We start from the raw sequence: 18,496 nt of genomic DNA, 5'->3' as shown, positions 1-18,496 counted from the left end.
CATGACCGACCGTCTCGCCGCGCTGCTCGCCTCCACCGTCCTCAACGGCATCGACTTCGTCGAGGTCGCCGGGGGCGACCAGACCCACCTGGCGGTGCACTTCATCAACACGGTCGAGGTGGCCGGGACGCTGGTGGGCCCGCAGCCGGTGACCATCACCGGTGGCGAGAAGCCCGCCGTCGTGCCGGTCGGGCCGGTCGCCGCCGGGGACTGGGGCCACGACGACGAGGGCCGCCCGCTGCTGCGCCTGACCACGGCCTACCCGGGTGACTTCTCGGTCTACCGGTTCGCCGTGGACAGCACGGTGCTGGACCCGTACTACGCCACCGCGCCGCTGAACTTCAAGGCGCGCTGCCCGTCCGTGCTGGACTGTGCGCGGGCCGAGCCGCCGTGCCCGCCGGACCGGGGACCGAACCCGCCGATCGACTACCTGGCCCGCGACTTCCGCAGCTTCGTGCGGGCGCTGACCGACTACTCCGCCGTGGCGTACCCGCACTGGGTGGAACGGTCCGAGGCCGACCTCGGCATGATGCTGCTGGAGATGGCGGCCTCGGTCGGCGACGACCTGGCCTACCTGCAGGACCGGGTCGCGGCCGAGGCGACCCTGGCCACGGCGACGCAGCGCCGCTCGGTGGTGCGCCACGCCCGGCTCGTCGACTACGAGCCGTCGCCGTCGCTGTCGGCCCGGGCGACCGTGCAGCTCGACGTGGCCGGCGGCCCGATCCCGGCCGGGACCGTGCTGACCGCGGCCGCGCCCGACGGGGGCACCGTCGCCTTCGAGATCGGCTCGGGCATGGTCGACCCGGGCACCGGCCTGCCCGCCGAGCTGCCGCTGGCCGTCGACCCGCGGTGGAACGCCCGCGACAGCGCCGGTGCCTGGCGCATCCTGCCGTACTGGTGGGACGACAGCCGCCGCTGCCTGCCCGCCGGGGCCACCCAGATGTGGGTGCGCGGCCACGGCTACGGCTTCCCGGTCGGCGACCCGGCGACCGGGACGGCCGGGCTGGCGCTGCTGCTCGACACCGCGCCCGAGCTGCCGCTGGACCCGCCGGTCCGCCACGTCGTGCACCTCACCGGCGCCGCCGAGCAGACCGATCCGCTGTTCGGTGTCGCGGTGACCCGGCTGATGTGGTCAGCGGCCGAGGCGCCCCGGCACGACCATGATCTGACCCGTACCCATCTGGCGGGCAACCTGCTGCCCGCGACCGAGGGCAGGCGGCACACCGAGCGGTTCGTCACCGACCCGGCGGCCGGTGCGGCCGGCGCCGCGGCGCACGCGGTCGTGCGTACCGGACCGGACGCCGACTGCGACGACCCGCGCCCGGTCTACCAGCACACCCTCATCCAGGGCCGGCTCGCCTGGCTGGCCCCGGCGCAGCCCGCCGCCGGGGCCGACCGGCCCGGCCCCCGGCCGGAGATCGTCGTCACCGACGTCCCGCCGCCCGGCGGCGGTGCGCCGCAGGCGTGGCGGTGGCGGCCCCGGCTGCTGGACGCCGCGCCGTTCGAGGCCGCGTACACCGTGGACGCGGCCCGCTACACCGACATCCGGACCGGCCCGCAGCGGCTGTCGGGCCGGCCCCGCTGGGAGTACGACGGCGACGACGCCGACACCGTCCGCTTCGGCGACGGCGTGTTCGGCAACCGGCCGTCGCCGCGGACCGTGTTCGACGTGACCTACCGGGTGACCCGCGGCGAGGCGGGCAACATCGCCGCCGACACCCTGACCGGCGTCGACCCGGCGATGAGCGCGGTGATCCTCGCGGCGACCAACCCGTTCCCCGCGGCCGGCGGGGCCGACGAGGAGCCGCTGGACCAGGTCCGCCGGTATGCGCCGTACGCGTTCCGGGCCCGCCAGTTCCGGGCGGTCCGGCCGCCGGACTACGACGCCGCCGCCCGGGAGCTCGACTGGGTCGAGGACGCGGGCACCCGGTTCCGGTGGACGGGCAGCTGGCCGACCATCTTCACCACCGTCGAGCCGCAGGACGCGCCGGCGGTGGACACCGACCGCGCGGTGGCCCTGCTGGGGCTGCTCAACCGGCGGCGGCTGGCGGGGTACGAGGTGTACACGCCGCAGCCCCGCTACGCCGACCTCGACCTGGTCGTCACCGTCTGCGCGCACGCGTGGGCGTTCCGGGGCGACGTCGCCGCCGCGCTGGCGGTGGAGCTGGGCACCGGGCTGCGCGCCGACGGCGCGCCCGCGTTCTTCGCCCGGGGGCGCTTCACCTTCGGTCAGGCGCTGGAACGCTCCGAACTGGAGATCGCCGCGCAGCGCGCCACCGGCGTCGACGGGGTCGTGTCGGTGACCTGCCGGCGCCGCGGCTACACGGCGGACTTCCAGGCCATGGGCGACACGTTGACCGTCGCGGGCGACGAGATCGTGCGCGTGGACAACGACCCGAGCGCGCCCGGACGCGGCTCGCTGCGCATCGTCGTACAGGGGGGCAAATGAGCGAGACCGACTGCGGTTGCGGCTGCCCCGACGCGGGCGGCGTCTGCCGCTGCGACGGCACCGGACGGTGCCCGTGGCGGATCTGGAACCTGCCGGGACAGGCCTCGATCGCGTACCGGTCCGGTGACTTCGCCGCGTTCCGGCGCCGGATGCTGCACCGCCTGCCGGGCGAGACGGAGCTCGACGGCTGGCGGCCGACGGCCTCCGCCGACCTCGCCCTGCAGGTCGTCGACTGGTGGGCGTACGTCGCCGATGTGCTCACCTTCTACACCGAACGCATCGCCAACGAGTCCTTCCTGCGTACCGCGGTCCTGGCCGACAGCGTCAACCGGCTCGTGTCGGTGCTGGGCTACCGGCCCCGTCCCGGCATCGCCGCGTCGGCGACCCTCGGGGTGCTCGCCACCGGACCCGGCCCGATCGTCATCCCGGCCGGGTTCGCCGTCGCCTCCAAGGCGACCCCGGGCGTCGCGTCGCAGACGTTCGAGACCGGGGTGGCGACCGCGTTCACCTCGCCGACCTCCGTCGCGACCCCGGCCGCCGGGGACGAGGCGGCCGTCGTCGGCGGACCTCCGGCCGGGTCCCGGCCCGGCACCGCGGACGTGCCCGCCCGCAAGGCCCTCGTCCTGCGCGGCGGGGTGCTGGTCAAGGGCAAGCCCACCGGCGTCGCCGTCGGCGACCGGCTGCTGCTGGTGCCGCGCGCGTGGACCTCGGCCGATCTGGAGGCCGCCGTCGTACGGGTGACCGGGCTGGTGCCCGAGACCGACGCGCACCGGCGGGTCAACACGCGGGTGCTGCTGGAAGGCACCGGCGGCCTGTCGCCCGACGCGCACGCCGCCGACTACCGGCTGTGCCGTCCGCACGCGTCCAACCACCTGATCACCGTGCCGTCCGGGGCGACCGTGGTCAGCTTCGGCCAGCTCGTCCTCGACAGCACGGCCCGCGCCCTCAAAGCCGGCGACCCGCTGCTGGTGGAGGTCCCCGGCGCCGGCACCGGGCTGCGCTCGGGCACAGGCTTCGACCTCGTCCGGCTCACCGGCTACGCCGAGGTCCTCTGGTATGCCAACGCCGCCCCGTCCACCCCGACCACCAGCCCCGGCGCCAACGGCATCCCGCTGCTGGTCGGCAAGCTCGCGGTGGCCGCCGCGGCCGGGGTGGACCTCGGCACCCGCTACGGCTCCCGCGTCGCCGAGGTGGTCGTCCGGTCGCAGTGGACCGACGTCGGCACGCTGCTGGACACCCCGGTGACCAGGCACGTCGGGGCGCTGACGGCGGTGCGGCTGGCGCGCCCGCCCGCCGCGCCCGCAGGGACCAGGACCCCGGCGCTGGTCGAGGACGCGCGTGGCGGCGGCGCTTCGGTCGGCGCCACACCGGGCTCCGGCGGCGACGTCGCCCTCGACGGGGCCGACGGCGACTTCGTGTCCCCGCTGCGGATGCTGTGGGACCTGATCACGCTCACGCGCGGCACGACCGTCGCCGGGGAGTCACTCGGCACCGGCGACGCCAGCCTGCCCGGCCAGGACTTCACGCTCAGCCGCGCGCCGGTCACCTACCTCGCCGACACCGCGGCCGGCGCGGCACCGCCCGGCACCGGCGGCATCGCAGGCACCGGGTCCCGGTCCGGCCCGGGTTACTCGTCCACGGTGGAGCTGCTCGTCGACGGGCTGCGCTGGCGCGAGGTGCCGATGCTGTACGGCCGCGGCCCGGCCGAGCAGGTCTTCGTGACCCGCGAGGACGAGCAGGGCCGTACGCACGTGCGCACCGGTGACGGCGTCAACGGCGCCCGCCTGCCGACCGGCGCGCACGTCGTGGCGAGCTACCGCGTCGGGTCGGGCGCGCTGGCCCCGCCCGCCGGGGCGCTCACCCAGGCGCTCCGACCGGCGGCGAACCTGGCCGCGCTGCGCAACCCGGTCGGGGCCGGGGGCGGCGCCGACCCGGACCCGCCCGAGCGCGTACGCGACCTCGCGCCCGCCTCCGTGCTCACCTTCGGCCGGGCCGTCTCCTCCGACGACTACCTGGTCGTGGCGGCCCAGGCGCCCGGCGTCGCGCGGGCCGGGGCGGCGTGGGCGTGGGACGCGACCCAGCAGAGGGCGATGGCGACCGTCTACGTCGGCGACGACGCCGCGGCGGTCGCCTCGGCCCGCGCCGCCCTGCGCGCCGCCGCCGACCCCAACCGGCCGGTGACCGTGCTGCCCGCCGTGGCGCAGCAGGCATACCTGCAACTGGTGCTGCGCACCGACCCGCTCTACCTCGCCGCCGACCTGGCCGACGCCGTGCGCGCCGACCTGCTGGCCCTGTTCGCGCCGGGCGGCCTGGAGGTCGGCGAGACGCTCTACCGCAGCCGCATCGAAGCGGTCTGCGACCGGCCCGGCGTGCTCGCGGTGCACCGGCTGTGGATGAACTGGACCGGCCACGACGACGACGAGGGACCGCGGTTCAGCCCGGGTGCGGGCGGCTACTTCGCCGTGACCGCCGACCGTCTGCACCTGGTGACGGAGGTGGCTCCCGTTGAGTGAACCGGTCGTGTCCAGCGCCGACGGCTTCGACGAGGCCGCCGCGGCGAAACTGTGGGCGCTGCTGCCCGCCGTGTACCGGCAGGCCGACAGCGACGTGCTCGACGGCACCGGTCCGCTGCGCACCCTGCTGGACCGGGTCGCGGTGCAGCTCGGCGACGTGCGCCGGGGCATCGACCGGCTCTGGGAGGACCAGTCCGTCGAGACCGGCGCCGACTGGGTGGTGCCGTACCTGGCGGCGCTGCTGGACACCAACCTCGTGCCGTCGATGGACGCGCGCGGCAGGCGCCTGGACGTCGCCAACACCATCTACTACCGGCGGCGCAAGGGCACCGTCGCGCTGCTGGAGCAGCTGGCGGCCGACGTCACCGGCTGGGAGAGCCACGTCGTGGAGTTCTTCCGGCGGCTCGGCCGCAACCGGCACCTGCTGGACCCGGCGCTGGGCCGCCCGGCCGACGAGCCCGACCGCGCCGCGGCCCGGCGGTTGCAGCGGGTCTCCGGCCTGGTCGGGCCGCTGACCGGCACGCCGCTGGGCGGCCGGGCCGACCTGCGCCATCCGGTCGGCGCCGCCGACGCGCACGGCCCGTTCGACGAGTACGCCCACCGCGCCGACGTCCGCATCGGCCGGGGCGCGCTGGGCTGGCACGGCATCGCGAAGATCGGCGTGTTCCTGTGGCAGGCCGCCGACATCGCCGTCGACCGGGCCACCCCGGTGCCGGTCGCGGGCTGCCCGGACCACTACGCGGCCGATCCGACCGGGCGGCAGCTCGGCCTGTGGCAGGCCGACGACCGGCCCGCCACCGGCTACGGCGAGCGGTGGGCGCCGCTGGCGCAGTGGCAGGTCCCCGGCCCGCTCACCCAGGGCCTAGCCGACGCGGTGGCGGTCGCGGGGCAGACTCCGGTGCCGCGGGGGGCCTATCCGGACCCGGGCGCCTCGTTCCAGCCGAGGTCTTTCGCCGTACGCCCCCTGGGCGCGGTCGATCCGGTCGACCCGCACGACGTGAAGCTGTGGCCCGAGGTGGGCCGGTTCGCGGTGCCGGGCGGCACCGGCCCGGTCGAGGTCGCCTACCACTACGGGCTGTTCTCCCGGATCGGCGCCGGACCCTACGACCGGCGGCGGGTCGGTGCCGCGCCCGCGTCCGACCCGGCACCGGTGCGGGAGGTGCCCGGCGGCACCCCGACCGACCTGAACAACGCGCTGGCCGCGCTCGGCCCGACCGGCACGGTGGTCGTCACCGACGGCCTGACCAGCACCGCGGTCGCCCCGGTGGGCTCGGTCGCGGTGCCGGTCGAGGCGGTCACCGTACGCGCCCGCGACCAGCGGCGCGCCGTGATCCGCCTGGCGCCCGGCGCCGGGCCGTGGGTGTTCACCGGCAGCCCGGCCGGCGCCGAGCCGACCGCGCGCCTGCGCCTGGAGGGCGTCCTGTTCTCCGGCGCCGACATCGTGCTGCGCGGCGGCTTCGCCGAGGTCGTCGTGGCCTGCACGACGCTGGACCCGGGCACGTCCGGCGCCCTGCGCACCCCGGCGACGGTGTGGCAGCCCGCCGTCGACGGCCGCGACCTGTCCGCCACCCGGCTGATCGTCGAGGGCACGGTGCGTTCCCTGGTCGTGGACCGGTCGATCACCGGTCCGATCCGGACCCGGGCGCACGGCGTGGTCGAGCTGCTGTGCGCCACCGACTCGGTCATCCAGGGCCTGCCCGCCGACACCGGCGGCCTGCTGAGCCCGGCGGCGGTCGACGACCCGACCGAGCTGTTCCGGCTGCTGCACCACCGGCGCGACCCGCTGACCGCCTGGCTGGCCGGGAAGCTGGGCGCGGCGGCGTCGGCGGCGGTCGCCGGATACACCGACGGCGCACCGGTCGCCGACGGCGACCTCGCCGCGGTCGTGGCCGACCTGAACACGGTCCTGGGCGCGCCGCTGTGGGACCCGGCCCGGTTCGCCCAGCGTCAGGTGCCCGCCGCGGTCGTGACCCGCGCGCAGGCGGGCCCGACCGGCGCGGAGCTGGTCGCGGTGAACCGGGAGCTGCTGGGCTACGCGTTCCCGTCGGAGCTGTCCGGCGCCGCGCTGGTCTGCGCCGCGGGCCTGGCCCGGCTCAACCGGGTGACCCTGCTGGGCCGCGCGCACCTGCACCGCCTCGAATGCAGCGAGTCCATCCTCGACGACGTGGTGGTCGTCGACGACACCCAGGACGGCTGCGTACGCTTCTCGGCCTGCTCGACCGGCAGCGTCCTGCCGCGCCGGTACGAGAGCGTCGAGGTGCGCCCCGGCGCCCCGCTGTTCGCCAGCCGCCGCTTCGGCGAGGCGGGCTACGCCGCGCTCGTCGCGTCGGCCGACACCGCGATCGTCACCGCCGACACCGCCGCGGCGGCGAGCATCCGCACCGGCGCGCGCAACGGCTCCGAGATGGGCGCCTTCTGCCGCGACGGCGCCGCGCTCAAGGAGCGCTCGCTGCTCGTGAAGTACCGGGAGTACCTGCCGGCGGGACTGGCGCCGGTGCTGGTTCCCATGCCGCTGACCGATGTCGAAGCAGAAACCATGAGGGGTAGGCAATGGCCACCGATGTAGCGCGCGTCTCCTTCGATCCCGGGCGGCGCTACACCGGCGTCGTGCCCCAGCAGGGGCGGGTGTCGCTGGAGGCCGAGGAGAACGAGCAGTACCGCATCGAGGACGAGGAGCGCCTCGCGGAGCTGCGCGAGATCATCGGCCCGGCGGGCACCCCGGACGACGGGTACAAGATCATCGAGGACGGCGGCGACCTCGTCATCGGCCCCGGAACCATGTACGTCGGCGGCGTGCGCGTGCACTCCGGCGCGAAGGTGCGCTACAGCGCCCAGCCGGACTGGCGCGACAGCTCGGGCGATCCGCAGTTCCGCAAGCCCGGCGAGGCCGCCCACGAGCACGTGGTCCTCCAGCTGACCGAGTACGACGTCACCGCGGCGGAGGACCCGGTGCTGCGCGAGGTGGCGCTGGGCGGCCCGGACGGCGCCGCGCGGCGGCGGATCGTGACCCGGGTGCGGCTGCTGCCCACCAGGGCGAAGGCGTGCGGGCCCGCCCTGCGTGACGACCGGAAGGCCTGGCACGTCGAGGGCCTGGAGTTCGACCCGGCGACGATGCGCCTGAACTCGGCCAGCCGGCTGCTGGTGGCGTGGGACCCGCCGCCGTCCGCCCCGGACCCGTGCGAGCCCACGGCGGCGGGCGGTTATCTGGGCGCCGAGAACCAGCTGATCCGGGTACAGGTCTCGGCGGCGTACGAGGACGGCACCTTCGACCTGCTGTGGGGCTACGACAACGCCTCGATGCTGTACCGGGTGACCGCCGGGTCCGGCACCATGCTCACGCTCGACCGCGCCCCCGTCGACGACTACCACTTCCCGCGCGCCGGACAGCCGGTGCAGGTGCTGCGGGCGGCCGCCGACCTCGACAGCGCCGACGGCGTCACCGAGGGCTGGGCGGCGGCGCTGTGCGGCGAGGTCGCGGCGCTGTCGGAGCCGTACGACCCGGACACCCGCACGGTCGTGCTGCCCGCCCCGCCGCCCGCCGTCTACCTCGACGCCGACGCGACTCCCCAGCTCTACCTGCGCGTCTGGGAGGAGCTGCGCACCGGGGTCAAGTCCGGGCAGACGGTGGCCCTCACCGGCACCGGTGTCTCGGTCACCATCGAGCTTGAGCACGGCTTCGCCCACCCGGGCGACTTCTGGCAGATCGGGGTCCGCCCCGCCACCCCGGACACGGTGCTGCCCGCGCGCCTGCTGCGCGAGGCGCAGCCGCCGGACGGGCCGCGCATGTGGGCCTGCCCGCTGGCCGTGGTCGCCTGGTCCGACGGCCGGTTCCAGCTGCTCGACGACTGCCGCATCCCGTTCCCGCCGCTGACCGGGCTCACCCCCGGCACCGGCGGCGGCTGCTGCACCGTCAGCGTCGACGTCGCCGACGCCGCCCGGTTGCAGGCGATCATCGACCAGGCGACCGCCGGCCGGCCGGTCGGCGACCCGAGCCAGCAGGTGACGGTGTGCCTGCGCGCGGGCCGCTACCAGCTGGCCGAGCCGCTGGTGCTGACGGCCGGGCACGGCCGGCTGCACCTGGAGGGCTGCGGCGGGGCGGTGGTGCTGGCGGTGGCGCCGGGCCGGGAGGACGCGTTCCCCCAGGGCATGATCGTCGCGGTCGGCGTCGAGGCGGTGACCGTCACCGGGATCACCTTCGAGCTGCCCCCGGCATACGGCCTGACCGACGGCTCCGCCGACGACTTCCGGCTCGCCGACGACCGGATCTCCGCGGTGCACCGCGGCCGCGGCGCCGCCATCGCCGTCAGGTCCGTCAACACCCGTGACCTGCGCATCGCCGACTGCACGTTCGACTTCGACATCGGCTACGACCCGGACCAGCGCGGCGTGGGGCAACTGCGGCTGTGGTCGGCGGAGCTCGACACCGCCGCCGTCGTGGTCGACCGGCCGCCGATGGTCGCCGTCGGCATCCTCATCGGCGGGGCCTGTGTCGGGCTCACCGTCGAAGGCTGCCGGTTCGTCCACGACCGGGCCCGCGCCTCCGACGTGGACGCGCAGGTCATGGTCGGCGTCATGGTGAGCCCGTCGCTGGTGCGTACCGCCGCCGGGCGGCGCAAGGTCGCCTCCGGGATGCTGGTCGACAGCCTGCTCGACGACGCCAGGCTGCGGGACAACCTCTTCGCGGGGATCACGGTGGCCGTCGCCGCGCTGGGCGAGGTCGGCGGGGTCCTCATCGGCGAGAACACGGTGCGGGACTGCTACGGCGGCTTCTGGCTGCTGTCGGCGGAGACCCTGCGCGGCCTCGACCTCATCGACGCCTACCGCGCCACCGACGTGAGCGCCGCGACCATGACCGCGATCAACACGACGGTCCAGTCGGTGTTCCTCGACCCGGTGGCCCAGTTCCTGGTCGCCTTCGGCTGGACCTACCCGCTGCCCGACAGCGCCGGGACGGCCGGGAACGTCGCCGGTGAGGCCGGGCCGGACCCGGCGGTGTGGACGAAGCGGTTCGTCGACTCCGTCGCGGGCGGACCGTCCGCGCCGAGCGTGGCCTTCGCCGAGATCAAGGCCGAGACGTGGTTCGGCCGGGCCGCGGTGTCGCGGGACAAGCTCATCGCCGATGCCGGTTCGAGCCGGGACCTGCGGGCCGCCGCGCTGACCGCGATCGACTTCGCCCGGTCGTACGCGATCCAGGTGCTGCGCCACGAGACCCGGCTGCAGATCCACCACAACACCGTCGACTGCGCCACCACCGCCCGGCAGTACGCGGTCAGCGACGCGGTCTACACCGCCCACGCCGCCACCGGCCCCGCCGTGATCGTGCTCAACCGGCTCGGCGCCGAGACGGCCGCGTCGCGTGCCGGGCACGTCCGGCGCGACGGCGTGGTGCAGTTCGACGCCAACCAGTGCACCGCCCGCTGCGACGGCGCGGTCGTCACGCTGGCGCTGGTCGGCACGACCACGGTCACCGGCAACACCGTCCGGCGGGCCGAGTCCGGCTACAGCCTGGCGGTGCTCGGCGCGACCGAGGGCGCGGCGATCACCGGCAACGTGCTGTGGGGCCCGGCGGTGCTGCCCGCCGGGCGGCCGTTCCCGGCGCCGCTGGACAACTGGCTGCCGTTCAACACGGTGCGGTGACGGCATGACCGACGGGCCGGCGGCGGCAGCCGCGGACGCTGCGGACGGCTCACGCCGCGTCGCAGCACGCGCTGCCGCCCCGGCCCCGGCGCCCGCCGCCCCGACCGTCGCGGCACGGGAGGTCGTCCGCCGGATCGCGCCGCACCTCGGGCTCGACCCCGACACCGTGCCGCTGCGGGTCACCGAGTCGTCGCTGCTGGGCGCGTCACCGGCCGCCGCCGACGGCCAGGGGCTGCTGCTGTGCCCGTCCGCGATGGCCCTGGCCGATGCGGGCGTGCTGGCGCACGAACTGGCCCACGTCGCGCAGCACCGCAACCGCGTCCGCCCGTCGGCCAGCGCCCACCTGGCGGCCGTACGCCCCGACGTCACCGCGGCCGAAGCGGAAGCCGCGGCCGTCACCGCCGCCGTACGCGCGGGCGGCGACCTCTGGCTGCCGCGGGCGGTGCTGCCCGACGGGCACGTCGCCCGCTTCGACGGCGCCTCCGGCATCGCCCCGGCGGTCCCGGCCGCCCCGGGCGAGGTCGACCGGCTGACCACGCGCCTGACCGGGCTCGTCCGCGTCCACCACGCCGCCGAGCTGGCCGCCATCAACAACGAGCTCGACGCCGTCTTCACCGGCGACCGCAGCAAGCGCGAGTTCGTGCTGCGGATGATCGAACCGCTGCCGTTCGTCATCGCCCGCGTCCTGGTGCGGCTGCTGTCCCCCGAGCGGCGGCGGATGCTCGCACTCGTCGACGACCGGCACCACCGTGAGCACCCCGAGGCCGCCGCGGCGGTGCTCGCCGCGCTGGACCGCGACGACCTCGCCGCGCTCGGCGACCGGCTGGCCCGGGGCCAGGTCGGCCCGCAGGGCCCGACCACCGACGCCGACGTGCCCCTGCACGGGGTCAACCTGTCCCGCCTGGGCGAACCGGCCCGCCGGGCCGTCTACCTGCTGTTGCAGTCGCAGTCCGACGCCGGCCTCGCCCGGCTGGCCGGCGGCGACCGGCGCCAGTACTTCCGCGAGGTGATGTCCGGTCCCGCCCCGCTGGGCGACGACGCGGCCGACCTGCGGACCGCGGTCGCCGCCGAGGAGCGGATGGGCACCGCCCGCGACTACAGCCTGGGCACCGCGCAGCAGCCCGAGGGCGTCGACACCCACATCGTCACGTCGGTGACGCAGATCCTGCGCCACCACAACGCCGACGCGGCACGGGCCGCGCTCGACGCCTTCCGGCCGATGGTCGAGGCGATGTCCGAGCCGGTCGCCGCGCCCGCCACCAACGCCCCGCCGCTGCCGCACGAACGGATGCGCGCCGTGGTGACCGAACTGGACCGCAACCGGCTCGTCGACGTCATCCTGGACCACCTGCCGTCGGCGGACCGGCGCAGGTTCGGCGTCACCAGCGGCGAGGACTACGGACTGATCCTGGCCCGGCTGCTCGCCGCCCGCGCCCCCGGCCTGACCCTGCCCCGGATCGAGAGCCTGCTGTCCTACGGGGTCTTCGACTGGGCGGTCACCGACGACGACGCGCGCCTGGCCTACCTGCTGGTGCGCAGCCTGCCGCTGGCCGAGCAGGACGCCTGGCGCCGCCGCGACGGCGGGTTCTGGTTCGAGCGGCTGCAGGACAACCTTCCGAACGGGATGGTCGCCGACGGCGAGTACACCGGCGTCGGCACCGAGTACCTCGCGGAAGGGCCCGGCGGGTCGTCGCCGGACGGGACGCACGACCTGCTGCGCCAGCTCATCGCCGACTGGGACGCCGGACCCCACCGCGCCGACGCCGCCGAGCAGATCGTCCGCCGCCTGGCCGCCGAGGCCGAGCCCGAGCAGAAGACCGCCGTCATCCGGCGGCTGGACACCATGGGCGTGCTCGACGGCGTGCTGGAGCGGCTGACCGACGAGTTCCTGGTCAACGACGAGTCCCGGGTGCTGGTGGACCGGGTCGCGTCACGCCGTGACCCGCTGCGCCTGGAGCGCCAGGCCACGCGGCTGCTGTCGACCGGCCTGTTCGACTGGTGGATCTCGGCGTACGAGGCGTGGCTGGCGCACCTGCTGCTGCGCGCCCTGCCGCCGGCCGAGCAGCGGCGGTGGAGCGAGGAGCACCCGAACCTGTGGGGCGCGATGATGTCGGCGATGACCGGCCAGATGCGCCGCTCCGCCGCCGCGGGCGCGATGACCGGCCGCGACGGTTTCCCCACCCTCGCCCAGCTGCACGAGCGGCTGCGCGACACCCGGCTGTGGGACGGCGAACACGATCCGCAGCTGCGCGCCCTGCTGCTGCTGGCGTACGCCTCCGACGACCGGCGCTGGGTCTACGACCTGTCCCGCGAGTACGCCGACCTCACCGCCCACCTCGGCCTCGACCTGCAGACCACGTTCGGCCTCTACCACCCCGTGTACCGGCCGGACTACGCCCCCGAGCACATCGACGTGCCCGGCACCTTCACCGAGCTGCTCAGCGTGCTCTGGGGCGGCCTGCGGCTGGTGCTCTACGGCGCGGGCATGGCGCTCTACCTCGCGGTGGAGGCGACCGGCCGGACGCTCGACCTCGACGTGGACCTGGAGACGGCGCAGTGGGCCATGGGCGAGGACCTCGCCGGCGCGCAGCTCACCCCCCGCGCCCAGAGCATCGTCGGCGGCACCACCGCGGCCGACCGGGCGCTGCGTGACCACACCAACCGGCTGGAACTGCACCTGGACCCCGGCAACGGCGCGTTCCGGATGCGCGTCGAGCAGCTTCGCCTCAACCGCTTCGACGCCTCCCAGCCCGGAGCGTCCTACCGGGCCGGTTTCGTGACCCTGCGCGACCTGAGGGTCATCGGTTCCTTCTCCGACCGGCACTACCGCGCCCCGATCGGGTTCGACCTGTCCATGCAGAGCGCCGACGTGCGGGACCTGGTGATCGCCAACGAGTCGGTCGGCGGCGTGGCACTGGCGCACCTGCTGATGCAGACGCTGCGCATGCGGGCGGGCTCGACCGGGGCCGAGGACCTCGCCGGGCACCAGCCGCGCGACGGGTGGGTGGGCGTCCCGGTGCTCGGCCCGCTGCTACAGCTGATCGACAACATGGTGATGCTGCTGGGCGGCCTGCCCGGCAGCCCGTCGATCACCGACCTGATGGCGCTGGGCCTGCCCGCCACCGGGCTGCCGTGGCTGGCCGACAAGGTCGTCGGCTCCGGCCGCGACGCGGTGGTCAACCATCTGATCCCGAACCAGCCGCACCCGCTGGACTACGTCTACGGCTTGGTCAGCGACGGAACACCCCGGCCGCCGCGCTCGGTGACCGAACGGCTCGGCGACGCGGCGCGGATGCTGCGCTCGCTGCAGGTCTCCCTCGGCGACCTCGAGATCGAGGGCGCGTCGTTCGGCGCCGGGACCCAGGTCTCCTCGATCCGCCTGCACGGCCTGGCCGCCGGCGTGGCCCGCAGCCGGCCCGCCTACCTGCGCTCACTCATCACCTCGCTGAACGAGCGCATCCCGACCCTCACCGGCTCGGCGCGGACCGCCGCGATCACCCGGCGCGACGCCGCCCTGGACGAGCTCGACCGGTTCACCATCCACGCGGTGCGCATCCGGGAGCTGCGCGCCCGCCAGAGCAGCCTCACCCCGACCGAGCGCGCCGAACTGACCCGCCTGGTGGAGATACAGAACCTGATGGCGGCGCAGCGCCGGGCCGCCCGCGCCGCCCTCAGCCCCGACGACGAGACCGTGCCCGAGCGCTACCTGCCGCCGACCGAGGCCGAGCTGCGGATGGAGGAGCTGGAACGCCGTGACCGCTGGATCGCCGGTTCGCTGACCCCGGCCGAGCGCGCCGAGCTGGCGCGGCTGAACACGCTGGTGCGGTCCGACGTCGGGGCCACGCTGGACGTCGCGGGTATCGACATCGGGGAGGTCTCCGGGTCCGTGGAGCTGGCCGGTGCCCACATCGGCCCGGTCCACCTCGACGTACGGGTGCCGGAGTCGCTGGTCCCGGCCGCGTCCGGCAGCTATCTCGCCGACCCGGAGCTGATCGGCCGGTTCCGGCGCGGTGTGCACCGCCCGACCGCCGCCGACCTGCGCCGCGACGCCGAGGTGAACCTCAGCGTGGGCGGGGTGACGATCACCCCGGCGCCCGGCGGCGGACCTGCGGTGCGGCTGCCCGCCGGCAGCCTGCCGACCGCCCACCAGCTGACCATGCGCTACCTCGCCCTGCCCATCAACGCCGATCCGCAGATCCGCGAACGGCTCGGCGAGGCGATGCTGCTCGCGATGCACGTCGAGGAGCTGGAGGCCCGGGGGCACCTGGCCGACGAGACGGCCGAGCGCCACCGGCTGCGCGACATCCAGGAGTCCCGCCAGCGGCTCACGCGGCTGCTGGGCATCGACGTCGGCTCCCTGTCGCTCGGCCCGGTCTCCGGCCGCCTCGACGAGCACGGCCGCCTGGTGTTCACCGTCGACGGCGTCGACGCCCACGACATCGCCGGGCCGTCGTGGCGGGTCGGCCGGGCCACCGGCAGCGTGCACGCGTCGGTGGGGCTCGACGGCCTGCCGGGCACGGCCGGGGTCACCGGCGGGTTCGGCGACTTCGCCCGCGCCGCGAGGCCTCAGGTCGGCGCCGACATGGTGTTCGAGAACGTCCAGTTCGCCTCGGGGCACGTGGCGCGGGTCGCCGTACAGGGGCTGCAGGGCACGGTCACGCCCGTCGACGGCGGGGTGCACATCCCCGACCTCACCGCGACGTCGGTGCGGCTGGAGGGACTGCGCCTCAGCGCCGGTGACACCACCATCACGGGCGCGTCGGTGGTGCTCGGCGGGGTGGCGATGGACCTGCGGTTCACCCAGACCGGCAGCGGCGACGCGCAGGTCACGGACGTCCGTGTCGCCACCCTCCACATCGCCCGCATCTCGGGCATGCACCTGGTGTACTTCACCCGCGACGCCGACTCCGAACTGCGCGTCGAGATCACCGAGGGCGCGCTCGGTGACATCCACGGCACGAACCTGTACTACCGGACGACGGGCGACGACGGCCCCACCGCGATGGGCGGCGACCTCACCGTCGGCGGGCTCGACGCCCACTACCAGGCCATCAGTACGGTCCTCGGGACGCATCCGGCCAGCACCCAGGTCGACGGCGCGCTCAGCGGGGGAGTGGTGCCGCCTGCGGGCGCCGACCCGCTGGCCCATCCGAACGCCGACGCGGTGCTGCGGGTCGGCTTCGCCTCCGACGGCGCGAACCGCACGGTACGCCTGGACGCGGCCGGGCTCGCCGCCACCGACGTCCACGTCACCGGCGAAGGCCAACAGAACCTGACGATCCGGCGCATCCCCATCGGGGCGCATGTCGACATGCAGCAGACCGCGGCCGGTGGCACCGTCGTCGGCGGCAGCGTCGACCTGACCGGCGTCGAGGTCGGGGCGGTCGACTGGCGCACCGGCACCAAGCGGATCCGGTCCACCGGCGGCGGCAGGATCGGCGCGGTGCACCTGGCCGGCCGGTACGAGTCGCGAGCCGACGGCGGTCCGGGCGTCCCCGCGCACGGCCCGCGCCTGCGGGTGACCCGGATGGACCTGGAACACATCGACTTCGCCAACCTGCACTACCACGACGCCCCGGTCGGCTCCCCGGCGCTCGACCTGCAACTGGGCCGCCTGGACCCGCACCCGGGCGCGCTGCGGATCCAGCGCGTCCACATGCACGACTTCGTGCTGCCGTTCGACCACCTCGACCAGTTCGACCTCGCGCACGCCGGGGCGCAGGCCACGATCACCGGTCTGCACGTCGACGCGCGGCTGATCCGCGGCGCGCTGCGGGCCCGGGGCGAGCTGGACGTGCAGCGGCTCGACGTGCGCCTGAGCTCCGGCGGCTCCGCCGCCACCGCGCACGGGTACGGCGCCGGCGGCATCTTCGAGGTCGACTACGACGACCCGGGCGGTCCCAGCCCGGCCGGGGGCAGGCGCACGGCCGTCGCCGCGCACCAGGAGATCGCCTTCTACAACGCCGACACCGGCGAGATCAGCATCACCCCGAGCACGATCGAGATCGCCGGGCTGCACGTCCCGGAGCTCGACGTGACCTCGCTGAACATCGGCTGGGGCACTGCGGGCTACCTCGCCGCCACGGGGCGCCGACCGGTCAGGACCACCGGCACCGCGGGCGGCACCGTCACCTCCACCAGTGAGGCGGGCGCGGTCTACCTGCGCGACATCCGCGCCGACGTGCGGGTCGACCGGCATACCGGCCGGATCGCGCTGCGCACCTTCACCATCGACCGCATCGACGCCGAGGGCATCGAGCTGGCCCTGCCCGGCCTCGGCACGTTCGGGCTGCCGATCGGCGCGGCCGGCCCGGCCGGTCTGCCGCCGCTGACGCATCTGGACCACGTCCGGCTCGGCGGGTCGACGCCGGACGGTTTCGTGATCGTCCCCGGCACCACCAGCACCGACCTCATCGGGACCGTGCACGCCGACCAGCTCGTCGTGCCGCACCTGCGCGCCGCCCTCACCGGCAGGCTGACCGGTGACCTGCGCCTGAGCACCGACGCGATCGACGTGGAGCTGCCCGCGAGCGGACCGATGCGGGCCACGATCGTGCGCCCGCACGCCGAGACGCTCAGCCCGGCGGCACTCGCCGGCGGCGCCACCGTCGGGTTCGGCTCGCTCGACGCGGCGGAGGTCCGCTACACGGGTGCGCACTACGTGGGTTCCCGGCCGGTGCCCGGCCACGTCGGCGCCGACGACATCGCGTTCCGCAACATCGAGTACCGGGATCTGGCCGGCGGCGTGACCCTGCGGGTGGCCCAGGCGAGGGCGCTGGGGACCACCGGCGCCGACCTCGATCCGGTCCGGGTGCGGTTCCCGGACCTGGAGATCGACGACGCGAACCTGGAGATCGACTTCGCCGCTCCGGGCAGCGGCGGTTCCGGCGGCACGCCGACGGCGATCCATCCGAGCATGCACGACCTGGGCAACATGCTCCTCGACCGCTTCACCGGTGATGTGCCGGTGTCAGTGACCATCGAGAACATGCCGATGTCGGTGCTGGGCGTGCACAGCATCGACATGCACATCAACCTGCACTTCGTCGACGGCAGGATCGACACCCACGCGGTGGCCAGTGCCATCGTCGGTTCGATCACCTTCACGCCACCGAGTTCCGTGCTCGGCACCGCCGGGGCCCGGGTCAGGTTCCGGCAGGACGGCAACCGGGTCATGCTCGAGGCGGCTTTCGGGGTCTACAACTACAACCTGGCCACCTGGAACATCAGCGATCCCGCAGCGGTCGCGCTGTTCGCCGCGTCCGGCGAGATGCGGCTCAGCACGATCATCGACGACCTGGTGCCCACCCCCAGCTCCGGATCCGGCCCTTCAGGCGTCACCGTCCGCCTGGGGCCGCGGCCGGGCACCGCTGATCCGGCCACGTTGCTCGACGTCGCGAACCCGGCGCCGATCCCGATCACGCTGTCCGGTGGCGTAAGCGGGCACGTCACGTTGGCGCCGCATGTCGTCGGCGGTGCGACGGGGCACGGTGAGCTGCACCCGCTGAGCACCGGCGGCGCCCGTAGCGGACTTGTGGAAGACCTGGGCCTGGGCAGGTTCACGGTGCAGGAAACCAACCTGACGTTCGGCGGCGGCATGAACGTCACCACGCGCCGCATCGAGGTCACCGGGGCCGACTCGGGCAGGCTTGAACTGGCCGATGTGACGCCGGGCAGGTTCAACCTCCACGTGACCCGGGCGACCGCCCGCGGCGTGGTGTGGACGATGCCACCGTGACACGTCACTCCACCGTGGATTCATGCCGAGCGCCGTACCGCTCGCCGCCGCGGTGTCTGCGGCCGAGTCGACATCGCGACAGTGAGCGGCGAAAAGTGTGTCCGCATAGGTGGGTTTATGTCGACAATGGACGCTGGCCACGGCTCATAAACCTGATGG

At 75.1% G+C, this 18,496-nt stretch carries 5 protein-coding genes; all 5 read left to right on the top strand.

Annotation, left to right across the window (positions count from 1 at the left end):
* Window position 1 precedes the first annotated feature (1 nt).
* The 5 genes from Cs7R123_RS23930 to Cs7R123_RS23910 are packed head-to-tail and all read left to right on the top strand — an operon-like array spanning window position 2 to window position 18,337.
* Window positions 2-2,449, top strand: a complete 2,448-nt coding sequence (locus tag Cs7R123_RS23930; protein WP_212829957.1) for a hypothetical protein — start codon at window positions 2-4, stop codon at window positions 2,447-2,449.
* The gene (locus Cs7R123_RS23925; RefSeq protein WP_212829956.1) at window positions 2,446-4,962 is read left to right on the top strand and encodes a baseplate J/gp47 family protein; all 2,517 of its coding nucleotides are present in this window, start codon (window positions 2,446-2,448) and stop codon (window positions 4,960-4,962) included. The genes Cs7R123_RS23930 and Cs7R123_RS23925 overlap by 4 nt, the downstream gene beginning before the upstream one ends.
* Entirely contained in the window at window positions 4,955-7,528 is a 2,574-nt protein-coding gene (locus Cs7R123_RS23920; RefSeq protein WP_212829955.1) for a hypothetical protein, read from the top strand. The genes Cs7R123_RS23925 and Cs7R123_RS23920 overlap by 8 nt, the downstream gene beginning before the upstream one ends.
* A complete protein-coding gene (locus Cs7R123_RS23915; protein WP_212829954.1) occupies window positions 7,513-10,599 on the top strand; it encodes a DUF6519 domain-containing protein in 3,087 nt (1,028 codons plus the stop codon). Before Cs7R123_RS23920 ends, Cs7R123_RS23915 begins: the two co-directional genes overlap by 16 nt.
* 4 nt (window positions 10,600-10,603) lie before the next feature.
* On the top strand, window positions 10,604-18,337 hold the full coding sequence (locus Cs7R123_RS23910; RefSeq protein WP_212829953.1) for a hypothetical protein: 7,734 nt from the start codon (window positions 10,604-10,606) through the stop codon (window positions 18,335-18,337).
* The last annotated feature ends 159 nt before the right edge of the window (window positions 18,338-18,496 follow it).

It is taken from the genome of Catellatospora sp. TT07R-123 (assembly GCF_018327705.1).
Lineage (GTDB): Bacteria > Actinomycetota > Actinomycetes > Mycobacteriales > Micromonosporaceae > Catellatospora.
Note: the sequence above shows the minus strand (reverse complement) of the source record. Positions and strands in the feature narration are given on the sequence as shown.

Bases quoted from the DNA above. Each gene is read 5' to 3' on its own strand.
- Cs7R123_RS23930 (WP_212829957.1), top strand. From the start codon at position 2: ATGACCGACCGTCTCGCCGCGCTGCTCGCCTCCACCGTCCTCAACGGC.
- Cs7R123_RS23925 (WP_212829956.1), top strand. From the start codon at position 2,446: ATGAGCGAGACCGACTGCGGTTGCGGCTGCCCCGACGCGGGCGGCGTC.
- Cs7R123_RS23915 (WP_212829954.1), top strand. From the start codon at position 7,513: ATGGCCACCGATGTAGCGCGCGTCTCCTTCGATCCCGGGCGGCGCTAC.
- Cs7R123_RS23910 (WP_212829953.1), top strand. From the start codon at position 10,604: ATGACCGACGGGCCGGCGGCGGCAGCCGCGGACGCTGCGGACGGCTCA.